Raw genomic sequence first — 26,926 nt, 5'->3', positions numbered from 1 at the left:
TTCAGGATTTCCCATATTACTCACAAGGCACCTCACTGCATTGACGCTCAGTCACTGTCACACCACCGAGCCGTAATGCGGCGACAATATGCAGCAACGCCGACTCTATCGCCGCTGTCGCCGTAGCAGATAACCCAATCCCTGGCGCCAACGAGTCAGGTTCTACGCCCACCAGCGTGAGTTGTTTCGGGAACTCACCGGTAAGTCGCAGTGCCATCAATACATCGGAGAGGCCTAACTGGTGCGGGGATATTTTGCGGGTAAACAGCGCCGGTACTTCGTCATCGTGTAGTACCACCACGTTTCCCGGCGCGTTTCCCGTCAGCACCGCATCCGCGACAATCAGGTGATCACGGTCAGCCATGGTTTCAAGCAGCTCCATCCCCGACGTGCCACCATCCTCAATATCGATGGCGGGCGTAAATATGAAGCGCTGTTCCAACGCCTCAATAATACGCACACCGATAGCTTCATCGCTCAGCAACAGATTACCTATCCCCAACACCAGTATATTCATTACAGCACCTTCACCCGTGTGACTTCATTGCCGTTTACCGTATCCACCACGTGCACCGCACAGGACATGCAAGGGTCAAACGAGTGAATGGTACGAACTACTTCCAACGGTTTATGCGGATCGGCCACTGGCGTTCCCACCAGTGATTGTTCATACGGACCCGCTTTATCTTCATAGTTACGCGGACTGGAGGTCCAGGTCGATGGCACAACCGCCTGATAGTTGGTTATCTTGCCGTTTTTGAACACCACCCAGTGCGACAACATACCGCGTGGCATTTCGCCGAAACCAACGCCGCGGAACTCGGTATCCGGAGAAAAATCCGGCTTAATGAAGGTCTCATGATCACCTTTGCCAATGTTGGTTACCAACGCCTGCCATTGGTGTGCCAGCGTATCCTTCAACACGCAACAGTGTATGGTGCGACCAATCACACGGCCCAATGTGGAGTGCAGTTGTTTCTCTTCCAGCGTGCGGCCACTGAGTTTCCGGTAAGCAGCGCCAAGCTGTGCGAAATGGGTTTCTGTATCCTTGTGTTTGGCAGCCAGACTGCATAACAACCAGGCCAGTGGCCCTACTTCCACCGTGTTGCCGTAGAACGTCGGTGATTTCACCCAGGAGTATTTCCCATCCTCCTGCCAGCCAGTGTAATCAGGACGGGTGAGTCCTTCCCACGGCGCCAGTGGTTCGTCATCCTTGTACCAGGCGTGCTTACCACTCTCCTTGATGCCATCGATCAGGAACCGATCGTTATGACTGGTAATCGGCCGGAAGGTGGAAGGATTGCCGCTTTCAATGTAGCCCCCCGCCAGCAGGAAGCTACCGCCCTTGTCATCGGTCGGCAATTCCGGCACGCTCAGATAGTGATCAGCCCCACGACCCAACGTCAACCATTGTGGGTAATAGGCCGCAATAACGGCACAGTCCACTTTATAAACCTGCTCGATGAAATCCCCCAGCCGGTCAATAAAGCTTTTCACATACATCAGACGCTCAAGATTGAGCACACTTGGCGAATCCAGATTAATGGGGTTGGCAACGCCACCCACTGCCAGATTCTGGATATGTGGTGATTTACCCCCCAGAATCGCCACAATCCGGTTGGCGTCACGCTGGCATTCCAACGCCTGTAGATAGTGCGCCACGGCAATCAGATTGACTTCCGGTGGCAATGCCATCGCCGGGTGTCCCCAGTAACCGTTGGCAAAGATCCCTAGTTGCCCACTGGCGACCAGATCCTTCAGCTTCTGCTGCACTTTGGCAAATTCCGCGGCGCTATTGAGTGGCCACGCAGACAATCCTTTCAACAGATCGGCCGCTTTTTGCGGATCGGCTTTCAGTGCCGAGGTGATGTCCACCCAATCCAGCGCGGAAAGTTGATAAAAATGCACGATATGATCGTGAATACTATGTGACGCCAGAATCAGGTTACGGATGTATTGCGCATTAACCGGTACGTTCAGACCCAATGCATTTTCTACTGCACGTACAGAAGCAATCGCGTGCACCGTGGTACATACGCCACAGATACGTTGCACAATAATCCAGGCATCACGTGGATCGCGGCCCTTAACGATCTCTTCCATGCCGCGCCACATCGTGCCGGATGACCAGGCTTTGGTGACTTTCCCGTTTTCAATTTCGCAATCAATGCGCAGATGCCCTTCAATGCGGGTGATGGGATCAATGGTGATGCGTTGGCTCATGCTTTACCTCGGCCTGATGATTCTTATGAACGCCTTCCAGCGCGGGAAGTACCGGCAGCAGGCGGATTAACAAGATGTATGCGCAGATTTCAATCGCTACGAAACCGATGGAAATCAGAATTTCCTGCGCTTTAGGAAAATAGTGGTAACCACCACCAGGATTGAATGCCAGCAGCGAATAGCTCAATCGCCACAAAGCGGCGCCGAATAACATACTGACTGCGCCGATGAACAGACAGCGCGAGTCGCGGCGACAACGCTCCAGACGGAACATCAGCAGCGGGAACAGCATCAGTGCCGATTCACACCAGAACATGATGGAGTAGCGATCAAATGCCAGCAGATAACGGGTCTTGTGGTGCCAGAAAATTTCGCCGAAACGCACCACCAGAAACAGTAACACCAATACATCGGTGACGCGTGCCAACCGGTTAAACAGCACTTTTTCATCCGGTCCCCGTCCTTTCAGCCCCGCCTGCACCAGCGAGCCTTCGAAAATAACAATCGAGAATCCCATGATAAAGGCGGTCAACAGAGACAACAGCGGCAACAGTTCATAACTCTGCCACAGCGGGTGCACTTTATAACCGGCGGCAATCATCAGCGACCCCATTGAGGACTGGTGCATGGTCGGCAGTAACGCCCCCAGCGCGATGATAAAGAACATCACTTTATTCATCCGCTGGAGCGAAACCTTCCAGCCAAAGCGCTCCATGATGACCGGCGCAAACTCCAGGGCCATCACCCCGATGTAGATGGTCATACAGACCGCTGTTTCAAACAGCACCGATGAGGTGTTGAAGAAACCGGGAATGAAGAAGTACGGTAAATTCCAGTAACGTCCGACATCAATGGTGATGGACAGCCCCCCCAACGAATAGCCAAACAGGCTGGCCAGCAGCGCCGGGCGTACCAATGGATGGTATTGACCACGGTTAAAGACATATACCGCCCAGGCCAACGCCCAGCCACCACAGGCGAACCCGGTTCCGACCAGCAGGTCGAAGGAGATCCAGATCCCCCACGGATACCCGCCATTCAGGTCAGCCACCGAGCCAAGCCCCAACACCAGACGTTTGAGAATAAGCACCGCACAGATCACCACAAACGGTGCTAGCAGCATCACGGGCCAACTGACCAGGCGCCCACCCAACGGACTTGCTTTATGCGCCGTCATGATCGTCCTCCTGTGACTTATCATGGTCCTGCCTGTCTTCACGGGTATTGCGATGGACCAGTACGGAAATCCCGGCTAATAACGCCAGTGGTAGCACCATGCCTTTATACAGCGTGTGTTGAATATGCTCGGAACGTTCTCCGGTAGAAAGCTCATCCAGTTTTGGCAAGTCCAGATTCTGGTAAGGTACACCCGCCAACACCAGTACCTGCGTGCCGCCAGCTTCTTTTTCACCATAGACATAGCGATCATATTTCGGCACGGCGTGCAGATAGGTATCGTTTTTATCCAACATCTGACGCGGATAGTGATACTCATCACCCGGATTGAGTGCCAAACGGCGTTTGGCCTCTGCCAGCAGATCCTCACGAGTACCGTAAATCACCGCGCCGGTAGGACAGACTTCAACACACCCAGGCATGCCGCCTTTATCCAGGCGCTCAACACCGGGCTGATTGCATAATTCGCATTTATGAATTTTGCCGAACGGATTTTCATAGTCATATTTCGGCACATCGAACGGACAGGCCACCATGCAGTAGCGACACCCGGTACAGATGTCAGGGTCATAGTGCACCACACCGGTTTTTGGATCTTTCTTTAATGCGGAAACCGGACACACCGACACACAATTAGGATCAACGCAGTGCATACACTGTTTTTTAATGTAAGCATAACCGTTCTGCTCCTGATCCTTGTTTTTACCATCACCCGAGCTCCATACCTGGATAATGTTATTAGTATAAGGACTCAGTTTGTCGTTGTTGGACCAGGTCGGCGCACCGCCGGTGTAAATTTTACTGTCCGGGTTGTGTTCCAGATGGTTGACTTGCTGGCATTTGGTCACACATGCCTGGCAGCCGATACACAACGTGGAGTCATACAGCATTCCGAGTGCGCCAGGGATCGGCGGCTTATTGGTCGCCTCCGCCTGACTGGCCAGCGGTGTGCCGGCCAGTAACGCACCGGCAGAAGCCAGTTTAAAAAAATTGCGTCTGTTCACGGCTCAATCCTCCCGGGATGATTTTCCGGCATCCTTCTGTTTTTGCTGACGTCCCAGTTCGCGTACCGCCATCAGACTGACACCCGCAACCGCACCCAGCACACCACCGATAAGCCCGGTCGCTGTCGCCGAACTCTGTCCACCTTCAGGACTGTTAGTTGCCGGTTTTTCAACTCGTGGCGTTGGATTCTCCACGTTAGCCAACTGGAAAATCCCTTTGGTAAAACCAATCCCTTTTTCGTTGCAGCCATAACATGGATGGCCAATCCCTACCGGCCAGATACCGCCGCCGATATCGCAGAACTCCAGCGTCGGACAGTTGCCATAGGTTTCCGGCCCTTTACAGCCCAGATGGTATAAACACCATCCCTGACGATGACCTTCATCACCAAACTCTTTGGCGAAACGACCGGCGTCGAAATGCGGGCGACGTTCACAGTTTTCATGAATCAAACGACCATAGGCGAACATCGGACGGTTGTGACTATCCAGGGCAGGGGCGCGGTGATAGGTAATAATATGGGCTACAGTGGCCAGGAAGTTGTGTGGATTAGGTGGACAACCGGGGATGTTAATGACCGTTTTACCCGGTAACACGTCCTGCAAGCTGACGGCACCAGTCGGGTTTCCTCCCGTTGCCGGAACGCCGCCCCAGGAGGAACAGGAACCGATGGCAATGATGGCGGCAGCGTTTTCTGCTGCGTTACGGATATGTTCGACAATCGGCTTGCCCGCCACCACGCAGTAGATGCCACCGTCTTTTATCGGTATCGAACCATCCACCACCAGTACATATTTCCCTTTATATTGTTCAATCGCGCGGTGTTTGTTCTCTTCTGCCTGCTCACCAAAAGCAGCGGACAGCACTTCGTGATATTCCAACGAAATGGTATTTAACAGCAAAGTCTCAACGGTCGGGTGAGTCGAACGCAATAATGATTCAGTACAGCCGGTACACTCCTGAGCACCAATCCAAATCACCGGTGGACGCTGCGGTGATGTAATGGATTGCGCTATTTCTGCCGCAGCTGAATCAGTCAACCCCATGGTTGCGGCGAGTGCTGCACATAACTTCATAAAATCACGACGATTAACGCCGTGATGGGAAAGCATTAAATTTTCCCCACTCATTTTTTATTATTCTCCTGTAACTCAGACGGAGTAACACGCGGATGTGTGGGAATATGGTAATGAGGAAATTAGTTTAACCGACTTGATCTCTATCAATCCGCAGGAGAATAACCATCTTATTTATGTATATTCTGTGACTGTATACACATGCTGTCTTTTAAAAATTTTTTTGTCATCCGGTGGAATGAGAAATTATCGCAATCTCTCGTTAAGACCACTATTTTCACTTTTACTGATAGTGCTTAATCGATTTAACACAGATAATTACTCAAAAATAAAATAAAATACTATGTTGATTTTAGTGGATTTCCATTAAAACTGCTGATGCTCATTTTGTTATTTTAACCTGCATTTATTACCATGAGGCTTATATTCACTGCTGTATTATAGTTACTTTAAATACTTTAGTTTAAAAAGCAAAAAAGTCTGACGGATATTATCTTTTCCTAAGCAAGTAACACACTCTCTGGGCGCAAATTTTAGTGGCATTCACGATATTCATCGCTGTTTTCATACTGAAATAGATTTAATCTTACCAAGTCGAATCCGACATCAGATGATAAAAAAGGTAGCGGAGATTCCTCCACTACCTTGAGTAATTACCATGTATATTGACGCTAACGATTACTCAATACCACGGCTACGCAGGTAATCTTCGTAATTACCGGAAAAATCCACCACTTTCTGCGGTGTAATTTCCAGAATACGTGTCGCCAATGAGCTAACGAATTCGCGGTCGTGCGACACAAACAGTAACGTACCTGGGTACATTTCCAGCGCCATGTTCAGTGATTCAATGGATTCCATATCCAGATGGTTAGTTGGTTCGTCCATCACCAATACATTCGGACGCTGCATCATCAGCTTGCCAAACAACATACGGCCTTTCTCTCCGCCGGATAATACCTTGACATTCTTTCTGATATCGTCCTGGGAGAACAGAAGACGACCCAATACACTACGCACCGCCTGTTCGTCATCCTTTTCCTGTTTCCACTGACTCATCCAGTCAAATACGGTGAGATCGTCCTCAAACTCATATTCATGATCCTGAGCGTAATAACCAATTTTTACATTCTCAGACCATTTCACCGTACCGGCATCCGGTGGTAAATCACCAACCAGCGTTTTCATCAGCGTCGATTTACCAATCCCGTTATTACCGAGAATAGCCACCTTGTCGCCGACTTCAATCAGCAATTTTAGCTGGCTGAACAGTGGGCCATTATCAAAACCTTTAGTCAGTCCTTCCACTTCTAATGCGTTACGGAACAGTTTCTTATCCTGTTCAAAACGGATGAACGGATTCTGGCGGCTGGAGGCTTTCACCTCTTCCAACTGGATTTTTTCTATCTGACGGGCTCGGGACGTCGCTTGACGGGATTTGGAAGCATTGGCACTGAAACGGCTGACAAATGACTGCAATTCAGAGATCTGCGCTTTTTTCTTGGCATTATCCGCCAGCAGACGCTCACGAGATTGCGTCGATGCCGTCATATACTCGTCATAATTTCCGGGATAAATACGCAACTCACCATAATCCAGATCCGCCATATGGGTACATACCATATTCAAAAAGTGACGGTCATGGGAGATGATGATCATGGTGCTGTTACGTTCATTCAGCACCTGTTCCAACCAACGAATCGTGTCAATGTCCAGGTTGTTGGTCGGTTCGTCCAGCAGCAGAATATCAGGATCAGCAAATAATGCCTGTGCCAGCAATACACGCAACTTCCAGCCAGGCGCAATTTCACTCATCATCCCATAGTGCTGTTCCAGCGGAATACCGACGCCCAGCAGCAACTCACCAGCACGGGCCTCGGCAGTATACCCATCCATTTCGCCATATTTTATTTCCAGATCAGCGACTTTATACCCATCTTCTTCGCTCATTTCCGCCATGGAATAAATATGGTCACGTTCTTCCTTTACCGTCCACAGCTCAGCGTGCCCCATAATCACCGTATCCAGTACAGTATGGTTTTCAAACGCAAACTGATCTTGACGCAGTTTCCCCAATCGTTCATTAGGTTCGAGAAACACATTGCCCGCGGTCGGTATCAGATCACCGCCAAGGATTTTCATAAAGGTGGACTTACCGCAACCATTGGCACCGATCAACCCATAGCGGTTACCATTGCCAAACTTCACGGAAATGTTTTCAAATAGCGGCTTACTGCCGAATTGCATCGTAATATTGTTGGTACTTAACACAGCACTTACTCACGTTAGAATGTGATTTGGCGCGCATTATGCCATAAGCCGGAGTCAGAATCCCGGTCAGATTTGTGTGAGTTTTAATCTCTTCTGACCCAATATTTATCCCCTACAGGACAAATGTCTTTCAATAACCATAATATGGGCACTTTCATTGCCCAAAAAGGAGTGCCCGATGCCGTCAGAACGTAAGTTTAAGCAAGTCGATGTCTTCACTCACCTTGCATACAAAGGCAACCCACTGGCCGTTATACTGGATGCTGATGGTCTGAGTGATGAGCAAATGCAAGATATCGCGCGCTGGACTCACCTTTCTGAAACCACCTTCGTATTTCCACCTACCGACCCGGCAGCCGATTATCAGGTGCGTATCTTCACACCGGTGTCAGAATTCCCCTTTGCCGGGCACCCCACGCTGGGCACCGCACATGCCTTATTGGAAGCAGGACTGAAACCACATGTTTCCGGCCAGCTTATCCAGCAGTGTGGCATTGGCCTGGTATCCATCAATATCGCCGCCGATGGTCAGCTCGCGTTTCGGGCACCCGAGGCCTGCATTGACGTCATCCATGAAGAACTATACCCATTGATTGATGCGACACTGCAACACGGTTTGAGAGATCACCGTTATGCGCCCGCCAGCGTCCGTATGGGGACCTGCTGGATTACGGTACGCATGGAAACAGCAACAACCTGCCTGAATGTCCGGCCCGACCTGGCATCGCTCGAATCTCTGCTTCAACAATGCCAGTCCAATGGATTGGCCCTTTACGGGCCTCATGACAACACAATGCAGGACGATTATGAAGTCAGAGTATTTACCATAGAGAATGGACAACTGGTTGAAGATCCGGTGACAGGTAGCGCCAATGCCTGCATCGCCCGGTTACTACAAATGGAATATTATCCAGATAACATGGACACAAAGCTGAAGCTGGGTTACAGCGTCCGTCAGGGCACAATCCTCAATCACAGTGGACGAGTGAAGGTAGCTTATATCGATGGACATCCCTGGATCGGAGGATACAGCCAAACCCTTATCGACGGTATTATCAAAATCTAGCATTACTCATCAAGATACCAATAATAGCGGGGAAGCATGGCTGGCTAACCCGTTTCGTTTTCTGCCCGCAGAATAATGAGAAAAGCCAATACAATATAATTTTTTATTTTTAATACTCCAGGGTAATGAAATATAGCATTCTCCTGTCAGATTGATGATAAAACCAATTTTTAGGGGGCACGCAGCGATAAGTTCGTCTCCGTCAGCCGATGGCGCGCCTTGCGCTGTGGTTGCCCCGTCTATCTCGATCTGCAAGACGCCTTTATCATTGCCGCACGGCTAAAATCACTCATCCGGAAATATTTTTGTGTTCAATCAAGCACAACGTGGTGACGCCGCTTGCCGACTCGTTAAACCAGACCCGTAGCTGCACGCCCTCGCAGTAGGCGTCAGCCAGGTTCTCCGCCAGTTCGAAACATAATGAATCCTGCGGCAGATCCATACTTATCAATTTAGCCGCAGAAAAATTGAAATACCGTCCCACCGCCGGATATAGCGCTTTGAATATAGATTCTTTGGCAGAAAAAATATGCGTAAAGTATTTATCCAGCCCTTCACTCATCGTGTTAACCAGCCACCGTTCACGCTGATCGAGTACAACATTGCCAAGCTCTTCTGCTGCGTTTGCCTGAACAACCCAATTTTCTGTATCGACTCCAACTGCGGCATAATCTTTTTTCTTAGCAACAATACATATGGCGCTATCGTTACTGTGGCTGATCGATCCCAGCAAATGTTCCGGCCATATCGGGCACCGGTTGCTATCGCTAAATACATTAAACTGTTGTATTCCCATTTCGGTAAGACACTGCTTTGCCAAATAACGGCCAGCAAAATATTCGGCGCGCCTTTTTCCCGTCGAACATTTCACCGTGGCCGGCAGGAAAATATTTTCTTTTATAAACAAGTCGTCATCAAACCGACTGATATCGAACCAGCAATTGGCGACATGTAAATTCGCGTTGTACACTAAAGGAGAAACCGTCAGTTTCATAAATTGAGTCAGCAGAAATGAGCTAGAAAAAGACATTGTTATTTGCTCTACCTTTCCTGAACATCATTAAGTTTCTATCGTAATGCCAAGAAAATCTTGGTACAAGAATAAGGATCTAACATGATCGGTAAAGTTGCCGTTATCGGTGCGGGTGTCATGGGTACCGGCATCAGTCAGGTATTAGCAGAGCATCATATTGATGTCATCCTGGTGGATCTTGAGCACGCTATTCTGGAAAATGCCCTGACAACAATCCGGCAAAATATTCGGCTAAATATGTTGATGGGCAAAATGAATCGGGATCTGGATTTGAATGTCCTGTTTTCACTTATCCACGTAACAACGTCACTCAATGATATTCAAGATGTTGATTTTGTTATAGAAAATACCACTGAAAAATGGGCCACTAAAGTAAAAATCTATCCTGAGATAGATGATATTTGCCCTCCTGACTGTATATTTGCGGCCAATACTTCGGCCATTTCAATTACCCGCCTGGCCGATTTAACGCGGCGGGCAGACAAAGTGCTGGGCATGCATTTTATGAATCCGGTTCCGCAGAAACCGGTGGTCGAAACCATACGAGGAAAACACACCAGCGATGCCACCATTGATCGCGCAGCGTCATTCCTCGCTCAGATTAAGAAACGCCACATTGTCGTGAACGATGCCCCTGGTTTTGTCGCCAACCGTATTTCCCATCTATATATCAATGAAGCTATCAGGGTCGTGCAAGAAAAAATCGGCAGTGCTGAACAGGTCGATGCCATTTTTAGACAATGTTACAACCATGAAACCGGGCCATTGGAAACGGCTGATTTAATTGGATTGGATACCGTATTACTGACGCTGGAAGAGTTATATCAACGTTTAGCGGATCCCAAATTCCGCCCGGCTCCGCTGTTACAACAGATGGTAGACGCTGGTCTGTATGGCAGAAAGTCTGGTCAGGGCTTCTATAAATATTAATGTGAAATAATCAACGTTAAAGACATAACACACTCACTATTTTGATTTAATTAACCTCAGAATTAAAACCAAGAGATGAAAATAAATTTCACGCTCTTGTGTTGACCAGAAGTCCGGTTGGACAGATCTATCAGCATCGCCAATACTGATTGAGCAGAATCAACAACCGCCTTCATCGCAAAAAACAAAGGGTATTGTATGGCTATTGACGCTTGGTTTCCTCTAGCTATTTACTATGAAGACTTGCCAGAACATGGGCAATATAAAGCGGTATATATTGAACGAATTAAGCAGTTGCGAGCGGGTTCCGGTGAAAAACGCACCTCAGAAACAGCCAGTTGGACGGGGGACGTGCATAAAGTCGATGGGATACATAACGACCCGGTTTTCGCCTGGTTAACACAGCAAATTGAACGCCATGTACTACTTTATCTAAAAACGCTGGGACACGATCTGGATAAAATTGAGTTATATATACAACGCTCTTGGCCAGTTATCGCGAATAAAGGCCAGTGGGTTTCACGTCACGCTCATCATAATGCCAACCTAAGCGCGGTTTATTATGTCTCTATCCCGAAAGAAGGCGATGCCGGACAGACTCGTTTTTTTAATGATAAAAAAAGTAACGAACTGTCTAATGGTATAGATTCAAATATGACCGAGGGCTATAGCGAATATAATGCATTTAATTATACTCATGTAAATTATTATCCTACTGAAGGGCGTCTACTGCTGTTTCCAGCCAAACAACCTCATGATGTGCTTGCCAACCAGACCGATGAAGAGCGTATCTCTATCTCATACGATATCATTATTACCGCCAGGCAAAATATGGGTCAGGCAACCCCAGAATTTTTGATGCCCTCACCTGAAAACTGGAAAAAATTTGACAGTAGGCTCAGAAATACCCTATTGGCAGGCCCGCGAATCGATGTAGATGAAACACCGCGCCCAGTTTAACAGGATGAAAAATGCACCTCGCCACGATCACCCGTTATTACCAATCTATTGATGATTACACTCTGGTCGCGCACCAGGGGCATATCTTGTGGGATGCCGTTGTTTTCCCGCATATCTCCAGTGAAGCGCTCTGGCATGACTGCCAACAGCTTGTCCAGGGTTTTCCCGAAGAGTACTGGTATCATGACTTCACCGGCACCGTGAAGCTACTGTTTGGCGGCGAGCAACAGCAAGCATTCAGGAACTCGGTGGATAAGCTTTACTGCTATTTGCGTGAGCGCACTATCCCACTGAACAATGCTACCGTACTCAATTTGTCCTTGCAGGTTCGAACGCCAGAAAGTTGTGAACCTTACCTGCGTGGCAGACATGCGTTGAGTGTTCATGTCCGCCTTGATTTCTCATCAGGTGACGCTGATGCTGCTTGCTGGCTAGAGTTCGAAGAGGGCGAAGCGATACCACTCCTGCCCGGCGCTATGCTAATCAGTAGCGGGTTTCGACGCCACAAAGTCACCGGCGCCGCGATTGTGTTGCACTACGACGTCGCGTTGCCTGAATTAGCCCGGGTAGCTACCCTGCAAGATCGTACTTTTCATCACCAGAACCTGGCTGATACCACCGTCTTTGCGGCCGCCACAGCCCTTCCTCTGTCACTTCCTACGCCATCGCTGGAGATGCTGCAACAGAAGGTAGAGTGGGTAAACCGGCAGGCGGCGATCCGCTACCGACTGGAAGGCAGCCCGGTAGTGAGAAGGTTCTTGATCGATAATGCCGAACCCGCCACCGCCACGCCAGAGGAAATTCAGTTAATTCGGCAACACGGTTTGCAGCAGCAGGATTACCGACAAACCCGCGTGGTTGATCAGGTTCCGGTATTGTCAGCGCAACAGTGCAGTCAATTGAAAGCGTACCTCGATCGACACATTACCGCCGTCGTGCCCGATTCAGTAGACGGCTACCCCGAGTATCAGGTCAATCTATCCATTGCACAGTTGACAGCGTTGCTGAATCAAGAAACCCTGGACAAACTGCTCAACTTGCCCTCTTTACTTCACGATGGTCAATCTGAAGGCGAAAACGAAACGCTACAATTCAATCTGTTTCTGCGGATTTATTCAGCACAAACCCGACCTTATATCGCCTTTCACTCAGATATTTGTACTTACACCTGTGTGATCGCCCTTAATGACCATCAGGAATTCAGCGGCGGCCAATTTCTGATGATGGCAGACGATGATCAATTGCGGATCGCCCCATGGAAAACTGGCCACGCGGTGCTACATGCCGGCAATTTGATCCACGGCGTCAGCAACATCTGCGAAGGCAAACGCTATTCACTGGTCGTATTTGCCACTCGTGTTGAGTAAACAACACCAGTTAAAGACGTCCCTGAGCGTTATCCATTATTTTCAGGCCCATATCCCAACTGCTGAATAATGGCAGAGAGCACATTGATGTTGGGATATTTATAAAATGTCACCACCGGAATATCGACATTCAGCTGCTTTTTTATCATGTTGGTTATTTGCACAATAATGAACGAATCCATATTCAGCTGGAAAAAGTCATCATTGATGCCAATCTTATCCACTCCCAGTCGTTCTTGCATCATGGTACACAATGCCTGCTGCAAGGTATCTTCCGGTGCAACATATGGCGTATCCAACTGAGGCCTGGGGAAAACGGACCGGGGTTGATCCTGTAGACTATCCAGCGTTACCCACTGTTTAATACGCGCGTCAAGATCAGCTGTGGAGTGTACCAGCAAATCCGTCTCGTTCTGTGCCAGCGCCCACTCACAGGCGGCGATCCCTTCGGCTGGCGACATGGCGAACTTGTCCTGGGTAATGGTTACCCCTTCACGCTGTGCTTGCATACGTTCAGTTTGCCAACCGTCCCAGTTGACACTTAACCAGCGAAAATCGGCAGTCAGATTTTGTTGTTGTACAAAATAATCCATATAAATATTGGCGGCGATATAAGCCGCGTGCCCCAATCCGCCTAACACGCTGGAGATCGACGACATGCACAAACAAAAGTCCGGTTTTTTACCTTCAAATAGGGCGGCAAGCACCTGAACACCGGTTATTTTGGCGGAGAATATCTCCTCACAATCTGTCGGAGTTAAACTCGCCGTCGGCTTCAGATACATCTGACCGACCAAGCCAGCACAGTGTATGACACCGTTAACGGCACCACATATCTCCTCGGCCACAGCCAGCCCTTTTTCCATCGCGTGATAATCTGTCACGTCGGCACAGATAATCTCAACCTGTGCTCCCGACGCTCTCAGCGTTTGTAACCACTGGTGTTTCTCTCGTCCTTTTTCCGTATTGTCATCCATTCCCCTGGTACTCAGGATCACACTGGCTTGATACTGGGTTGCCAGGTGACTTGCCAGCAACCGGCCGATACTGCCAAAACCACCAGTAATAAGGTATACGCCCCGTTTACGGATCGGTGTCGCTGCAGTTTGAGCCGCATTGGCGGCTAGCCGTTCGTAACTCCGGCCCCATAGGCTGTTGTCCCGTAGTATCGCCGCTGCCGGCCGTGAGCTTTTCGCCATCAGGAAACGACATAGCTGCTGGATCAGCCGGGAACGCTGTCTCGGGTGGTCAGGAACCATCACATCAATGCTGTGGCACTGAATATGCGGGTGTTCTTGCGGAATGACCAGACAGGCGGCTTGCAACGCACCTTTCGCACCGGCTGTGTGCTGCTCGGCAGCGATCTGATATAGATGATTGCTGATGACGCTAAGCGTCACCTGCCGAAGGTTGGTTGTTTCTGCCAGCGCGTTGGCAATATGCAACAGGCTGTAAAAACCGACAGACATCATTGGAGCGATATCATCGGCATCAAGGGGATCCTCTGGCTTGCCCAGGCTAAAAAAGTGATACAGCTGTAGATCCTCGCCCAAGCGTCCCCTCAGGGCGGAAAACAGGTCAAGATAATCCTGCAAACACGCCGGGTTGATGGCAAAGCTACGTTCGCCGAATTGACGGAAAGAAGATGACTTGGCTACCGCTATCGGCGTATGTCCCTGCGCGGAAAGTATGCTACATACCTCGCTAGCGACACCGATGTCATCCATAAACACCAGGATACAGCCCGCTGGCGGCGGCGTGCCCGCGTCGTCTGACGCGAGCGCGAGCGGCCGCCAAGTCGGGCGATAAAACCATTGTTGTAATTCTGGTGTTTTATGGATCGTCTTGGTGACGCCCTGCCAAGCGGTTTCTGACAAAATAGACGGCTCAAGTGGGAAAAACTGTTTTTCAAATATATATCCCGGCAGTGGAATGCGTTTTCTCGCTTCGCAATGAAGTATCTGCCAGTCTTCAACGCCGCCGTGCAACCACATCTGGCCAATTTTTGCCAGAAAGTACCCATAGCTATCGACGGCTTCATGTTTGTTAGCCACCAGATTGATGGCCACAAGCCGAGTGGCCGTTGGCGCTTTAGAACGCAGCAAGACACTCAAATCGTGCCCTGGGCCTAGCTCAAGCGCCACTCCCTCAACCTGTTCGAGCAAACAATCCAGCCCCTGGCTGAATTTCACCGTCTGCGTAAGATGTTGGCACCAAAAATCGCTGCTCGTTGCCTGCTCGGCAGTCACCCGCTTACCGGTTACGTTGGAAATATAGGGTATCTGTGGCGCATGAAAACGAACGTTAGCCAACGCCGCCTTGAACGCTGGCAGTATTTTTTTCAGTAGCGGGGAATGCGCCAGATGATGGATATCTACCGGGAAGCAAAAACAACGCTGTGTTTTAAGCGCCTTTTCCAGTTTCAGCACGTCGGCTTCAAGACCGCTGACGATCAGACTGGATGGATTCTCGATGGCAATGGATAACGAACCGCTTAACAGCGGAATAAGCTGCTCTTTTGCCAGCGTCGTGCTGAGCATTTTACCTGCCGGCATGAGTTGCATCAGCCGTCCACGGATAATGATCAGATCCAGCGCATCCTGGTAGCTGAATACACCCGCAATACAGGCCGCTGCATATTCACCAAAACTATAGCCAATAAGCAACGAAGGCCGGATAGCCTTGCCGATCAACAGTTGGCCAAGCGCATATTCAAACATAAACAACAATGGCTGACTCAGCGCAGTGTTGGTCAAGGCGACGATATCATGATGCGCCGGATAGAGCACCTCAGCGATATCCTCGCCAGTCATTGTCTGATAGTGGCTAAAGCAGGCATCCATCACCTGCCGAAATAGCGGCTCCCGGTCATACAACGCCCTTCCCATATTGATGTATTGCGCACTTTGCCCGGGCAGCATAAAAGCGATCGCCTGCGGACCCCGTTTGCAATGGCCTGACAATATGTTCCCAGCCCCGGTACCGGTAAATGCGTCAATCGCTTCCTGAAGAGAGTGGCACATCACCGTAGTGCGATATGCAAAATGCGGACGACCAACCTGCAATGTATAAGCTACATCGGCCATATTAATCGCCGGGTTCTGCTGCAAATAATCACCCAGGCTAGCGCTGGCAGCGGCCAAAGCCGAAGGTGATTTGGCTGACAACGGCAATAACCAGGGGCCGGCGCTGTCTGCCGTAACAGTGCGATCTTCGTATCCCTGCAAAATCACATGTGCGTTGGTACCACCGATACCGAAGGCGCTCACCCCGGCGAAACAGGACGTCACGCCGCCTGACAGCGGCTGCAAGGTCGAATTTATCTGTAACCGACCGTCTTGCAAATTGATATTGGGATTAAGCTCGTGAAAGTGGAGGGTGGGTGGAATTTGGCGGTATTTCAGTACCAGGGCCGTTTTAATCAAGCCGGCCATACCAGCAGCACTGTTGGTATGGCCAATATTGCTTTTCACCGCGCCCAATACGCAAGCAGCACCAACGTTATTATCGCCAGCAAAAACTTTTTTCAATGCTTCAATTTCCACCACATCGCCCAACGATGTGGCGCTGCCATGTGTTTCGATATAGTTTAACTGTGCCGGCGTGATGTGCGCTCTGGCTAACGCCCCGTTGATTACCTCGACCTGGCCTTCCACGCTGGGCGCCGTGTATCCCAACTTACGGTTACCATCATTATTGATTGCTGTACCTTTAATCACACAGTGGATTGAATCGCCGTCGGCAATGGCCCTGGTCAGTTTTTTTAGTAATACGACGCCGACGCCATCACTAAAAACAGACCCAGAAGCCTGCGCGTCAAACGCCCGGTGGTGCCCGTCAGCTGACAGTATCATGCCCTGTTCGTGTAAATAGCCCATCTTCTGTGGCAACCACACCGAAGCGCCACCGGCCAGCGCCATATCGCATTCCCCTTGCAACAGGCTACTGGCTGCCAGATGTACCGCGACCAACCCGGTCGAGCAGGCAGTAAAAACGCTGAGGGTATTGCCCTTCAGACCGAGTTTGTAGGCGATACGGCTGGCGGAGAAATCTTTATCAGAGAGCTGTACTGTGGCGTATTGTTCAGAGGGTTTATCAGACCTGACCACAGCGGATGAGTAAACAGACGACCAATAGGGATGCGGCCCCCCTCCGGCATATAAGCCAATTTTTCCTGCATAGCCCTGTGGATCGTAACCGGCATGCTCCAGGGCTCGCCAGGCGCATTCATGCATTACGCGGGTTTGCGGGTCCATCGTTTGCGCCTCTTTGAAGCTGTAGCCAAAGAATGCAGCATCAAACGACTGGGACTCCGGCAGTATGCCTCTGGCCGGAACATAGCTGGGATCACGAGTCAAGGATTCCGGCACGCCAGCGCTGCGCAATTCCTGCGGGCTGAATCGGCTGATAGATTCGACGCCCGCCAGCAGGTTTTGCCAGAATGTATCAATGTTTGGTGCGCCAGGAAATTGAGCCGCCATACCGATGATGGCGATATCCATTTCGTCGGCTACGGACGGAGGGGTACTATCCCCCGGCTTGGTGCTTTCATCAGCGTTTGGTTCTGGGTCATCGCCAGACAGTTGAGGCTCGTCAGTTGCCGCATCCCCTTCAATAAATCGCGCTAACGTATAAATGCTGTGATAGTTGAGAAAGTTGGCAATCGTCAGCGGCGTATCTACCCGCTTGTTGAGCTTCAGGTGCAGCCGCACCAAATCCACGGAGGAGGCCCCCAAATCAAAGAAATTATCATGGATACTGATGCCGCTAAAACCGAAGTGCTCCTCGAAAACATCAGTGATCAACCGTTCCAGCGGGTTTCGGGCGTCGACAAACCGGCTATTGAGATGGGTTCTGTCCTTGACCCGTAACGGTAAGCCGTTGGTTTCGTCGGCCACTGTCGCCGACGCGATGGAAATGTGGTTCTGAGTATTGAGTTGCCCAAGCACATCTTTGCCGGACACCAGTAGCTGGCAATTTGCCGTGTTCTGCACAATGTGCTCAATGCAATCCAACCCATGTTCAACGGCTATTTGCCGCTCCCCCAACACCCGTTTTAAATAGGCATTGTTCCAGCCTCTGGCGCCTTGCCACCGATCCCAGTTCACGCTTATCCAGGGGAGCCCCTTACTCCTCTGATAACGGGCCATGCAATCCAGATAGTGATTAACACCGGCATAGGCCGCCATGCCAATCCCGCCTAACTGTGCGGAGATCGATGACATCAACAGACAAAAATCCAGCGACTTGTCAGCGAATATCTGAACCAACGCCTGCGTTCCTGCCACTTTGGCATTGAAATGGCGTCGGATGAACGCCTCATCCATATTCTCAATAACACTGACCGACTCTTCGCTCGCCCAGCCAGCGGCGTGAATAACACCCTGGATCGGACCAAAAACCTGCTCGGCCTCAGTGACTGACTGTTGCAACTGATCCGGGTTGGCACAGGACCCCTGGCAGATCAATAGATTATTTTGCTTGCCCGACAACTGTTGTTGCTGATAGTCACTGAGCCCGTCGGAACGCGTAATAATGACGATTTTTGCCTGAAACTTATGAATTAAGCGCAGTGCCAAAGCGAAGCCAATATTGCCTAATCCCCCGGTTATCAAATAGACCCCACCCTGGCGGAAGCCAGGGGACTGCTGGCCGGTTAACCTGCTGGACTGCCAGTGCGCTAACCAGCGCTGTGCTTCGCGGTAAAGCACAATAACCTGGCCGCTTGGGTTAGCCAGTTCAAACAGCAGGCCAGCGGCAATATCGGCTACCTTGTCAGATTCAAAATCGACAAGCTGGCAATGAATGTCCCGGTATTCCTGATTGATGACCCGCGCAAAGCCGGTTTTAACCGCCTGACAAGCCGATTCACTGCCACCTTTATCGCTGTAAAGATATTGCGTAATGATTAACAGCTTCAGCTCTGCGTCGCCGTCTACCGCCTTGTAAGCCCGGATGATATTGACCAGCCCTGATAATGCTTTCTGGGCGTCCTCGCTATTTTCACCAGAGCCATAGTGCACCACGGTCCTCGGTAGCCGCGATGCCTGCTTCAGTCTGCGAAAACAGGCCGTCAATTGCTGTACATCGCTAAAGCAGGCGGTAAAACTATCGTCCGAGTCTTGCCCAGCTTTCTCACCATGGGTCACCAACAACGATTGCATACCGCTCGCCCATAGCCGTTGCTGCAAGTTGCTTCCTTGCAACCCTTGCTGCTGGCACAGCAATAAACAACACCCTTCCCCTTCGCAGGCGGTCACGGCCCCGTCAGCCAGCCACATTGGCGTGTAACTGTGCGTTTGTTCTACATTTTCTGCTTTTAGCGAAACGGCTGGCTGTGCTCCCAGCCAGTGGCTTATACGTGCAAATGGATAAGTGGGTAACGGCAGGATTTGGCGGCCAATACTTGATGCTGACGGTAACCGAAAGGTTGCACCCACCTGCTGTTGCAAGGTTTGCAAACACTGCCGTAAGCGAGGAACTTGCTCGGTCTCTTGCCGCAGATTACGGTGGTACAACATAAGATCGATGGCGTTTTCCGTTCTGGCAGTACTGGGGACAGAAACGTAAAACCTGTCTTCACATTGCCTGATGAATTCCAGCGTTTCCCATTCCTGCCGCAGCTGCGAAATGGCATCCTGCCTGTCGTGACAAATGACCATTCTGCACCATGGCATCGGCGTTCTGGTCACCTGTAGGCTATAGGCCAGATCCGCCAGACAAACGGATTGCTGCTGCAAAAAGGTAATAAGTTGAGCCCCCATTTGCCGTAATGCCGATAAGTTTTTCGCCTGCAACAGCAGAAGATGCAGACAACCAGCCTTCTCTTGCGTCGGGGCAGCAATCTGCGGTGGTGCCTCTTCAAGCAGCAGATGGACATTGGTACCGCCAATACCAAACGAACTGACACCGGCTCGTCTTGGGCCTGCAATCTTTGGCCATAGTGTCCGCTGCGTACACACTGTCAGCCTGCTATTGGCAAAATCAAATCTGGAGGTAAGTTGTGTCAGATGCAGGCTGGGCGGGATCTCCCCGGTCTGAATAATTTTGGCCGTTTTGATCAGTGCCGCGATGCCGGAAGCGGTATTTAAATGGCCGATGTTGCTTTTCACGCTGCCAATATAACAAGGCGCTTCCGTATCGGAATGCCGTGGGATAACGGAATTTAATGCAGTCAGTTCAATAGGATCGCCGACCGGGGTCCCACTACCGTGCGTTTCAACATAGCCGATATTATCGGGCACAATACCGGCATTGTGCTGCGCTTTGGCAATAACCGCCGCCTGCCCTTTAACACTGGGGGCGGTATAACCTACTTTCATTGCACCATCGTTATTAATCGCCGAACCTTTGATCACCGCCGTGATAACATCACCATCGGCTAGCGCCTGATGCAACGGTTTGAGCACCACAATGCCCACACCATCGCCAAAACAGGAACCAGAAGCCTGTTCATCAAAAGAACGGCAATGGCCATCCTGAGAAAACAACATACCTGGCTGATAGAGATACCCAGAGATGACAGGGAACTCCACCGATACCCCGCCCGCTACCGCCATGTCACATTCGCCCGCCATCAGGCTTTGACAAGCCTGATGTACCGTAACTGCCGAGGTGGAGCAACCGGTAAACAGGTTGATGGCCGGGCCATTCAGGTTGAGTTTGTGGGCGATTCGGGTCGCCATAAACGCTTTGTGGCTGAGCAACGTGCTGACAAACTCGCCCAGACTGTCGCCTTCGGCAGAGTGTTTGACCTGCTCTTCCCAATAGGTATTGTGTGACGCCCCCAAAAAGCAGCCGATGGACAATTCGTGACTGTCTGGCGGATACCCGGCATTTTCCAGCGCACTCCAGACGCACTCATAAGTCAGTCTCACCTGTGGCGACAGCACTTGCGCTTCCCTGGGCGAAAACCCAAAAAACTCGTGATCGAAGCAGTCGGTATCGGCCAGATAGCCTTTGGCACTAACATAGTTTGGATCGTCCAATAACAGCGGGTCGATACCTGCGGCCAACAGTGATTCTCGTGAGAAAAATTGCACGGATTCAATACCGGCAAGCAGATTTTGCCAGTATGCCTCGACATTGCCTGCGCCGGGGAACCGCCCAGCCATACCGATGATGGCGATGCCGCCGCCGGCCTCGGCATGAGGCGGTGTCGACCGGTGGATTGGCGGAGCAAGTGGTGCTTCATTGCTGGTCAGAAAATTGGCGTAAAGCCGTATTGTCGGGTAAGTATAAAATGCGGTAATGGGCAACTCTCTGCCCAATTGCAGCATCAGGTTTTGGTTGATCTGGAAAATATCCAGCGACGTCAGCCCCAACTCAAAGTAGTTGTCATGTATGCCAACCTGTTGCAACCCAGTGAACTTCTGAATAATCGTCGCTAGCCGTTGTTCTTCGTGAGAGCCAGGGGCTACATAGTTGACATTCAGCGTCGGCCTTGGACGGATATTAACCTGAGAATGGCTCGTGACGGCGTTGATAACCTGCTGAATTTGCGCCTGTCTGGTGGAAAAGGGAGCGGCGCAGATGACGATCTGGGACTGTTCTGCCGCCAATGCTCGTAATAATGCCTGCCCCGCCTGCGCGGCGCTTAAACCGACCCGCTGCTCGCTAATACGGTTGAAAATATCGTGCTGATTGAAAGTGGAATATTCAAGATCGCGCCAGTGATCCCAATTGACAGCAACGACTTTACTGACGATCCGCTGAGAAAAGTAGCGACAGAAATCATCAATGAAATTATTGGCCGAGATATAAGCAGCCTGCCCCGGCAAGTTCAAAACGGCGGCGATAGAAGAACAGAATAACAGGAAATCCGGCGGCGCAGATTGCAGTATCCGGGATAGCGCCAGCGTCCCCTGAACCTTGCTGGAAAAGAATGCACGGTCAGCGTCAAGCCGACGGTTGACGATTAGCGCACCGTCCGCAACGCCGGCAGCATGAATCACCCCCTGAATCTGGGGATAACGACCATAAATTTGACTAAATACGTCTGTTATCTGGCGAGGATCTGCCAGATCGGCATTCAGTGTCCATAGCGTGGCCCCCAATCCCCGTAGCCGTTGTGCCTGGCGAATCTTGATACTGATACGATCGTCGTGGCCGTGGTCAGTTAACCAGGTATCCCATTGCGCCGCTTGCGGTAACGGCGTCTTACCGATCAATATCAGGGTGGCTTGCCATTGTTGCGCCAAATACTGCGCTAATGCATAACCAACCCCGCCTAATCCACCCAGAATGACGTAAACTCCCCGTTTTTTCAGCCCTGGAACAGCGGCATTATATTCCGGCGTAATCATCTCTCTTAGCTGTGGCAGCCAACGCTGTTGGCCGCGCAACAGAATTTTTTGTCCGCTGTTGTCGAACGGCCGGGTAATTTCCACCAGTAACTGCTGTTTTAGCTGTTCGGCAACCTGGGCTGTTGGTTGTGGCCAGTCAATTTCCAATACGCCGGTGTGTATATTCCCCGCCTCTGGGTGAATGGCCTGTAACGGCCCGGAGATGGCGGCCAGCTCGGGGGAAAAATCAAACTCATCCGCCAGGCTGTTACTGAGCAACAGCACTTGTAGCTGGTGCTCATGGCACAACGGTTGCAACGCTTTGAACAGTAAACAAACCCGCTGGTAAGCTGAGATAAACCGTTGATAGCTGTCCTGCTCTGTCAGCGGGTTTTCAACGATATTGGCCTGATGCACGATAAGCTTGGGTAAATGCCCCTGCTCGGCAATAATGCGGGCGAAAGCGTTGTCGTAATCCGCCTCAGTGACCAGGCTGTCCTGTGCCAGCACCAGGCTTTTTACGCCGATATCCTTCAGACCATTTTCCAACATGGTGGCAAGCGTCGTTGGCTGGGTAATGAGTATTACCCCGTCTGCCAACAGGGAGGCATCCGGTTGTGGCGCAGTTTGTTCTGCCAGCCGCCACTCCGGGTAATAGCAATAAATATCGATACTTTGCGGCACCGAGGTTTGTTTCGCATTCTCTGCATGGCTCGCCGGAACCTCTAGTGTGAGCGGATAACATTCACGGCTGAAGGGATAGGTGGGTAAAGGCAGACGCCGATGTTGTTGATTTGAGTACAATAAGGACCAATCGATGCGGGCACCGGCCAGCCATCCCGTTGCCAACTGCTGCAACTGCTCCGCGAAAGCCGGTGTGCCCGATGCCGAGAGTAACGTCTGCTCTAATTGGCCCTGCACCTGATGGATTTTAGCGTCCGTTACTTGTTGTTGACGGGCTGGCAGTACCCCTGACAAATAGTCTTGGACCTCCTGCCTGGTCTGGCAAATAAAACAGCTTCTGAAGGGGAAATGATGTCTGCCTACCTGTAGGGTATAGGCAATATCGGCCAGCAACGCAGAAGGTTGTTGGCTGATATACTGCAGCATGCGCGCTTTTAGCGCACCCAGCTCCTGTGCCGTCTTGGCCGTCAGCAAAAACAGCAACGGTCGTGTTGGTTCGGTGTTGCAGGTCGCAACGGGCGCCTGCTCCAGAATGGCATGGACGTTAGTTCCACCGATACCAAAAGAGCTGACGCCAGCACGCAACACACTGCCCTGCCAGGGGCGATGTTGCTGGTTGATATAGAAACGGCTGTTCTCCAACTGTAAATTTGGATTGACCTGGTTGACGTGCAAGTTGGCGGGCAGTTGACGGTGCTGCAACATCAGCACCACCTTAATCAAACCACCAATACCGGCGGCGGTATTCATATGCCCGACCTGGCTTTTTACTGAACCCAGCACGCACTGGGGCAGAGTGACGTTTCCTGGCCGATCCAGGGCTTGCTTGAGCGCATCAATCTCAATGCTATCCCCCAGTGGTGTGGCGCTGCCGTGCGTCTCAACATAGCTGATGGTTTCGGCATCCACCGCAGAGAGTTGCAACGCCGCCGAGATCACCTGCGCCTGCCCCTGCATGGACGGTGCGGTATATCCTGCCTTTCCCTGCCCGTCATTGTTAATCGCGATGCCTTTGATCACGGCCAGAATATTGTCGTTGTCCTGCCGTGCCCGATCCAGTTTCTTTAGCAGCACCAGGCCAACACCATCACTGAAAACGCTGCCGCTGGCTTTGGCATCAAAACTACGATTAACGCCATCTTGAGCAAATAGCATCCCCGGCTGGTAAAAATAACCGCGCTTTATGGGGAGCAATACCGAAGCCGCACCGGCGAGCGCCATCTCACAGCTACCGGACAGCAACCCCTGGCAGGCCATCTCTACCGCCGCCAGACCGGTGGAACAAGCGGTATACAGGGTGACGCTGGGGCCCGTGAGGTTTAATTTGTAGGAGAGCCTGGTAGCGGAAAAATCCTTGTCCGCCGACTGGGTATCCAGAAAATGCCGGGCATCCTGCGAGCCTTCGGATTGCCATTTGGCCTGCCATGCAGGATTGGGTGAAGCTCCCACATAGACGCCAATCGGACCAGCATAGTTAATCGGATCATATCCTGCATACTCAAACGCTTCCCAGGCACATTCATGCAGAAAACGCATTTGCGGATCCAGTTTCTCCGCCTCTGAAGGTGAATAATTGAAGAATCCGGCAGCAAAATAGTCGCTGTCGTCGATAATTCCTTTTGCTCGGATGTAGTTCTCCCTGGCAAGCCACTGCTCAGGAATACCGCTGTCCGCAAGCTCTTGTTGGCTGAAATGGCTGACACTGTCCACTCCGTTGCTCAGGTTGTGCCAGAATTCTTCACTGTTCCTGGCACCGGGAAACCGGCACGAGATGCCGATGATGGCAATATCCTGAACGGTATCGCGCGTTGGGCCATTTGCGGCTGGCGGTTGTTCCTCGCTATTTCCCGTCAATCGTTGCCAGATAAAATGGCTAAGGGCACGAATGGTTGGGTATTTGAATAATACGCTGTCCTCCAATTCGATGGAAAACCGTTGGCTGAGGCGGGTTTTTAAGCGTAATGCCAAGGCTGAATCACCACCAATCTCTAAGAAATTATCATCTATAGCGATCGATTGTTCACTGAGCAATGATTTGAATAACGATAAAATCGACTCTGCGATCTGCTGAGGGGTATATTTATGGCTCGAACGCTCATCAGCATCGTGCTGGTTTTGGATAATATCGGCGAACTGCCCATTGAGATATTGTTGCTGCAACAGTGTGCGTTTTAATTTCCCACTGGTGGTTTTTGGCAACTGTTTTACTGGCAGAATATGGGAGATTTCCATATGAAACGCTTCCGCAATAGCGGCGGATATTTCGCGGCGCAACGGGATAAAGTCAGCCGGTGCGCCTTTGAAGCGCACAAAACAAATAACCTCCTCTTGGCCCTGCGCATTTATTACGCCCACAACGGCAGTATGCTCTGCCCCTTGGATAGCCAATGACTCAATGTACTGCTCAAGATTAGTTGAGTAATAATTTTGCCCATTGATTGAAAATAACTCTTTGGCTCGCCCGGTAATATAGAGTTGGCCTTGATAAAATAAACCGAGATCTCCAGTATTCAAGCCGTACTTGTTGCCCAAGGCTTTTTCCGCTCGGTAATAACCACGGGTCACATTTTTACCTTTGATTGCAATGTAGCCCACCTGTCCATCGGCACAGACGTGTTCCTGCGGCGAAATAATATTCACACGACAACCGGCAAGCGGCGTGCCCACCGCCACCAGGGTGATTGCATCATGACGCTCTTGGTTTTCTGTCCCAGACAGGGCAATTGCCGTTTGCCCTGGCACCAGGCTTTCTCGCAAAAACGTAGTGACCGTCAGGCTGGCGCCGGGTTGAGGGAAGGTAACCGCCAGGCTGGCCTCTGCCAGTCCGTATACAGGAAACAGACAGTCTGCATTTAATCCATGATCTTCATATACCGCTAGAAAGTCGCGGCACACCTGATAAGAAATCGATTCGGCACCGTTAAATACCAGCCGTAAAGACGCCAATTGCAACGGGCTTATTTTCTCTGGCGGCACCTGCTTGGATAGATGTTTCAAACCAAAGTTGGGGGAAACGGTAATACTGGCGCGAGTTTGACTGACAAGTTCGAGCCAACAAGCCGGGCGGCGAATAAAGTTGGCTGTTTCAATAATGACTTGATCGCAACCAAATACCAGTGGAACCAGGTGAAAGCCAATCAGCCCCATGTCATGGCTTAAAGGCAGCCAACTGAGCGTCTTGTCCTGCTCGGTAATGCGTATTCTTTCGCCGATGTCCTTGATATTACTGAGCACATTTTCATGGCTCAGTACCACGCCCTTCGGTTCACCGGTGGAACCAGATGAATACTGTATAAACGCGGTTTTCTGCCGATGGTTGTCTGGGAAGATAACGCCGTCCGATGGGCTATTAGCTACCAGTTCATCAACTATCAGCACCGCTTTACGGATACGTTCAATGTCCTGTGGCTCACATCGCTCACCAAGAAATGTAGCAATATTTTCTCGTTGTAATAGGCCGGTGAGGATAACGGGACGTTCACTCTGTTGGAAAACCTGCCATAACTTTTTTGCCGCTTCACTACTGGCCACGCAGGATAACGGAACCGGCACGTAACCACCCAGCAGGCAGGCCCAAAACGAGGTAAGAAATTGCAGGTTATCGCTTAATTGGATAATGACCTGTGAATCTTTGGGGACGCCACGACACCCAAGGCTTTGGCAAAGCACACTGGCATCCCGTAATAACTGCGCGTAAGAAATAAAGCGTGGTTGCAAAAACCTGTCATACAGTAACATCCCTTTTTCACTTTTTGCGCTTGCGAACAGGCTATCAAGAAGATGACCAGCGTTTATTTTATCCATGCGATGCCTCTGTTACCTGAATGACGCATTAAATAATGTATTAAATA

12 protein-coding genes are annotated in these 26,926 nt (G+C 50.7%); 4 read left to right on the top strand and 8 right to left on the bottom strand.

Annotated elements, in window-relative coordinates; translation table 11 throughout:
- Positions 1-16 precede the first annotated feature (16 nt).
- From CWC46_RS10635 to CWC46_RS10610, 6 genes are all read right to left on the bottom strand, one after another.
- The gene (locus CWC46_RS10635; protein WP_021016603.1) at positions 17-517 is read right to left on the bottom strand and encodes a HyaD/HybD family hydrogenase maturation endopeptidase; all 501 of its coding nucleotides are present in this window, start codon (positions 515-517) and stop codon (positions 17-19) included.
- Entirely contained in the window at positions 517-2,223 is a 1,707-nt protein-coding gene (gene hybC, locus CWC46_RS10630; RefSeq protein WP_021016604.1) for a hydrogenase 2 large subunit, read from the bottom strand. Before hybC ends, CWC46_RS10635 begins: the two co-directional genes overlap by 1 nt.
- Positions 2,201-3,400: a Ni/Fe-hydrogenase cytochrome b subunit gene (gene hybB / locus CWC46_RS10625; protein WP_021016605.1), complete on the bottom strand. Its 1,200-nt coding sequence runs from the start codon at positions 3,398-3,400 to the stop codon at positions 2,201-2,203. The genes hybC and hybB overlap by 23 nt, the downstream gene beginning before the upstream one ends.
- The gene (gene hybA / locus CWC46_RS10620; protein WP_021016606.1) at positions 3,387-4,403 is read right to left on the bottom strand and encodes a hydrogenase 2 operon protein HybA; all 1,017 of its coding nucleotides are present in this window, start codon (positions 4,401-4,403) and stop codon (positions 3,387-3,389) included. Before hybA ends, hybB begins: the two co-directional genes overlap by 14 nt.
- A gap of 3 nt (positions 4,404-4,406) precedes the next feature.
- A complete protein-coding gene (gene hybO / locus CWC46_RS10615) occupies positions 4,407-5,534 on the bottom strand; it encodes a hydrogenase 2 small subunit (RefSeq protein WP_021016607.1) in 1,128 nt (375 codons plus the stop codon).
- A gap of 624 nt (positions 5,535-6,158) precedes the next feature.
- Positions 6,159-7,751 (bottom strand): ABC-F family ATPase, encoded by a 1,593-nt coding sequence (locus tag CWC46_RS10610; RefSeq protein WP_021016608.1) that lies wholly within the window; start codon positions 7,749-7,751, stop codon positions 6,159-6,161.
- Positions 7,752-7,929: 178 nt separating this feature from the next.
- On the opposite strand from CWC46_RS10610, the gene CWC46_RS10605 reads away from it, so the two are divergent.
- Positions 7,930-8,817 carry a PhzF family phenazine biosynthesis protein gene (locus CWC46_RS10605; RefSeq protein WP_021016609.1) on the top strand — a complete coding sequence of 296 codons (888 nt, stop codon included), beginning with the start codon at positions 7,930-7,932 and terminating at the stop codon, positions 8,815-8,817.
- 289 nt (positions 8,818-9,106) lie between these two features.
- Here the strand turns inward: CWC46_RS10605 and CWC46_RS10600 are convergent, their stop codons facing one another.
- Positions 9,107-9,847: a 4'-phosphopantetheinyl transferase family protein gene (locus tag CWC46_RS10600; RefSeq protein ID WP_021016610.1), complete on the bottom strand. Its 741-nt coding sequence runs from the start codon at positions 9,845-9,847 to the stop codon at positions 9,107-9,109.
- Positions 9,848-9,931: 84 nt separating this feature from the next.
- On the opposite strand from CWC46_RS10600, the gene CWC46_RS10595 reads away from it, so the two are divergent.
- From CWC46_RS10595 to CWC46_RS10585, 3 genes are all read left to right on the top strand, one after another.
- On the top strand, positions 9,932-10,780 hold the full coding sequence (locus CWC46_RS10595) for a 3-hydroxyacyl-CoA dehydrogenase family protein (protein ID WP_021016611.1): 849 nt from the start codon (positions 9,932-9,934) through the stop codon (positions 10,778-10,780).
- A 198-nt stretch (positions 10,781-10,978) separates the two neighbouring features.
- A complete protein-coding gene (locus CWC46_RS10590) occupies positions 10,979-11,740 on the top strand; it encodes a TIGR02466 family protein (protein WP_021016612.1) in 762 nt (253 codons plus the stop codon).
- 11 nt (positions 11,741-11,751) lie between these two features.
- Entirely contained in the window at positions 11,752-13,107 is a 1,356-nt protein-coding gene (locus CWC46_RS10585) for a 2OG-Fe(II) oxygenase (RefSeq protein ID WP_021016613.1), read from the top strand.
- Positions 13,108-13,136: 29 nt separating this feature from the next.
- Here the strand turns inward: CWC46_RS10585 and CWC46_RS10580 are convergent, their stop codons facing one another.
- Complete coding sequence (locus tag CWC46_RS10580) at positions 13,137-26,879, bottom strand: type I polyketide synthase (RefSeq protein ID WP_021016614.1); 13,743 nt, start codon at positions 26,877-26,879, stop codon at positions 13,137-13,139.
- Positions 26,880-26,926 lie beyond the last annotated feature (47 nt).

The organism is Prodigiosinella confusarubida (assembly GCF_002847015.1).
In the GTDB taxonomy this organism is placed as follows: Bacteria; Pseudomonadota; Gammaproteobacteria; order Enterobacterales; family Enterobacteriaceae; genus Prodigiosinella; species Prodigiosinella aquatilis.
Note: the sequence above shows the minus strand (reverse complement) of the source record. Positions and strands in the feature narration are given on the sequence as shown.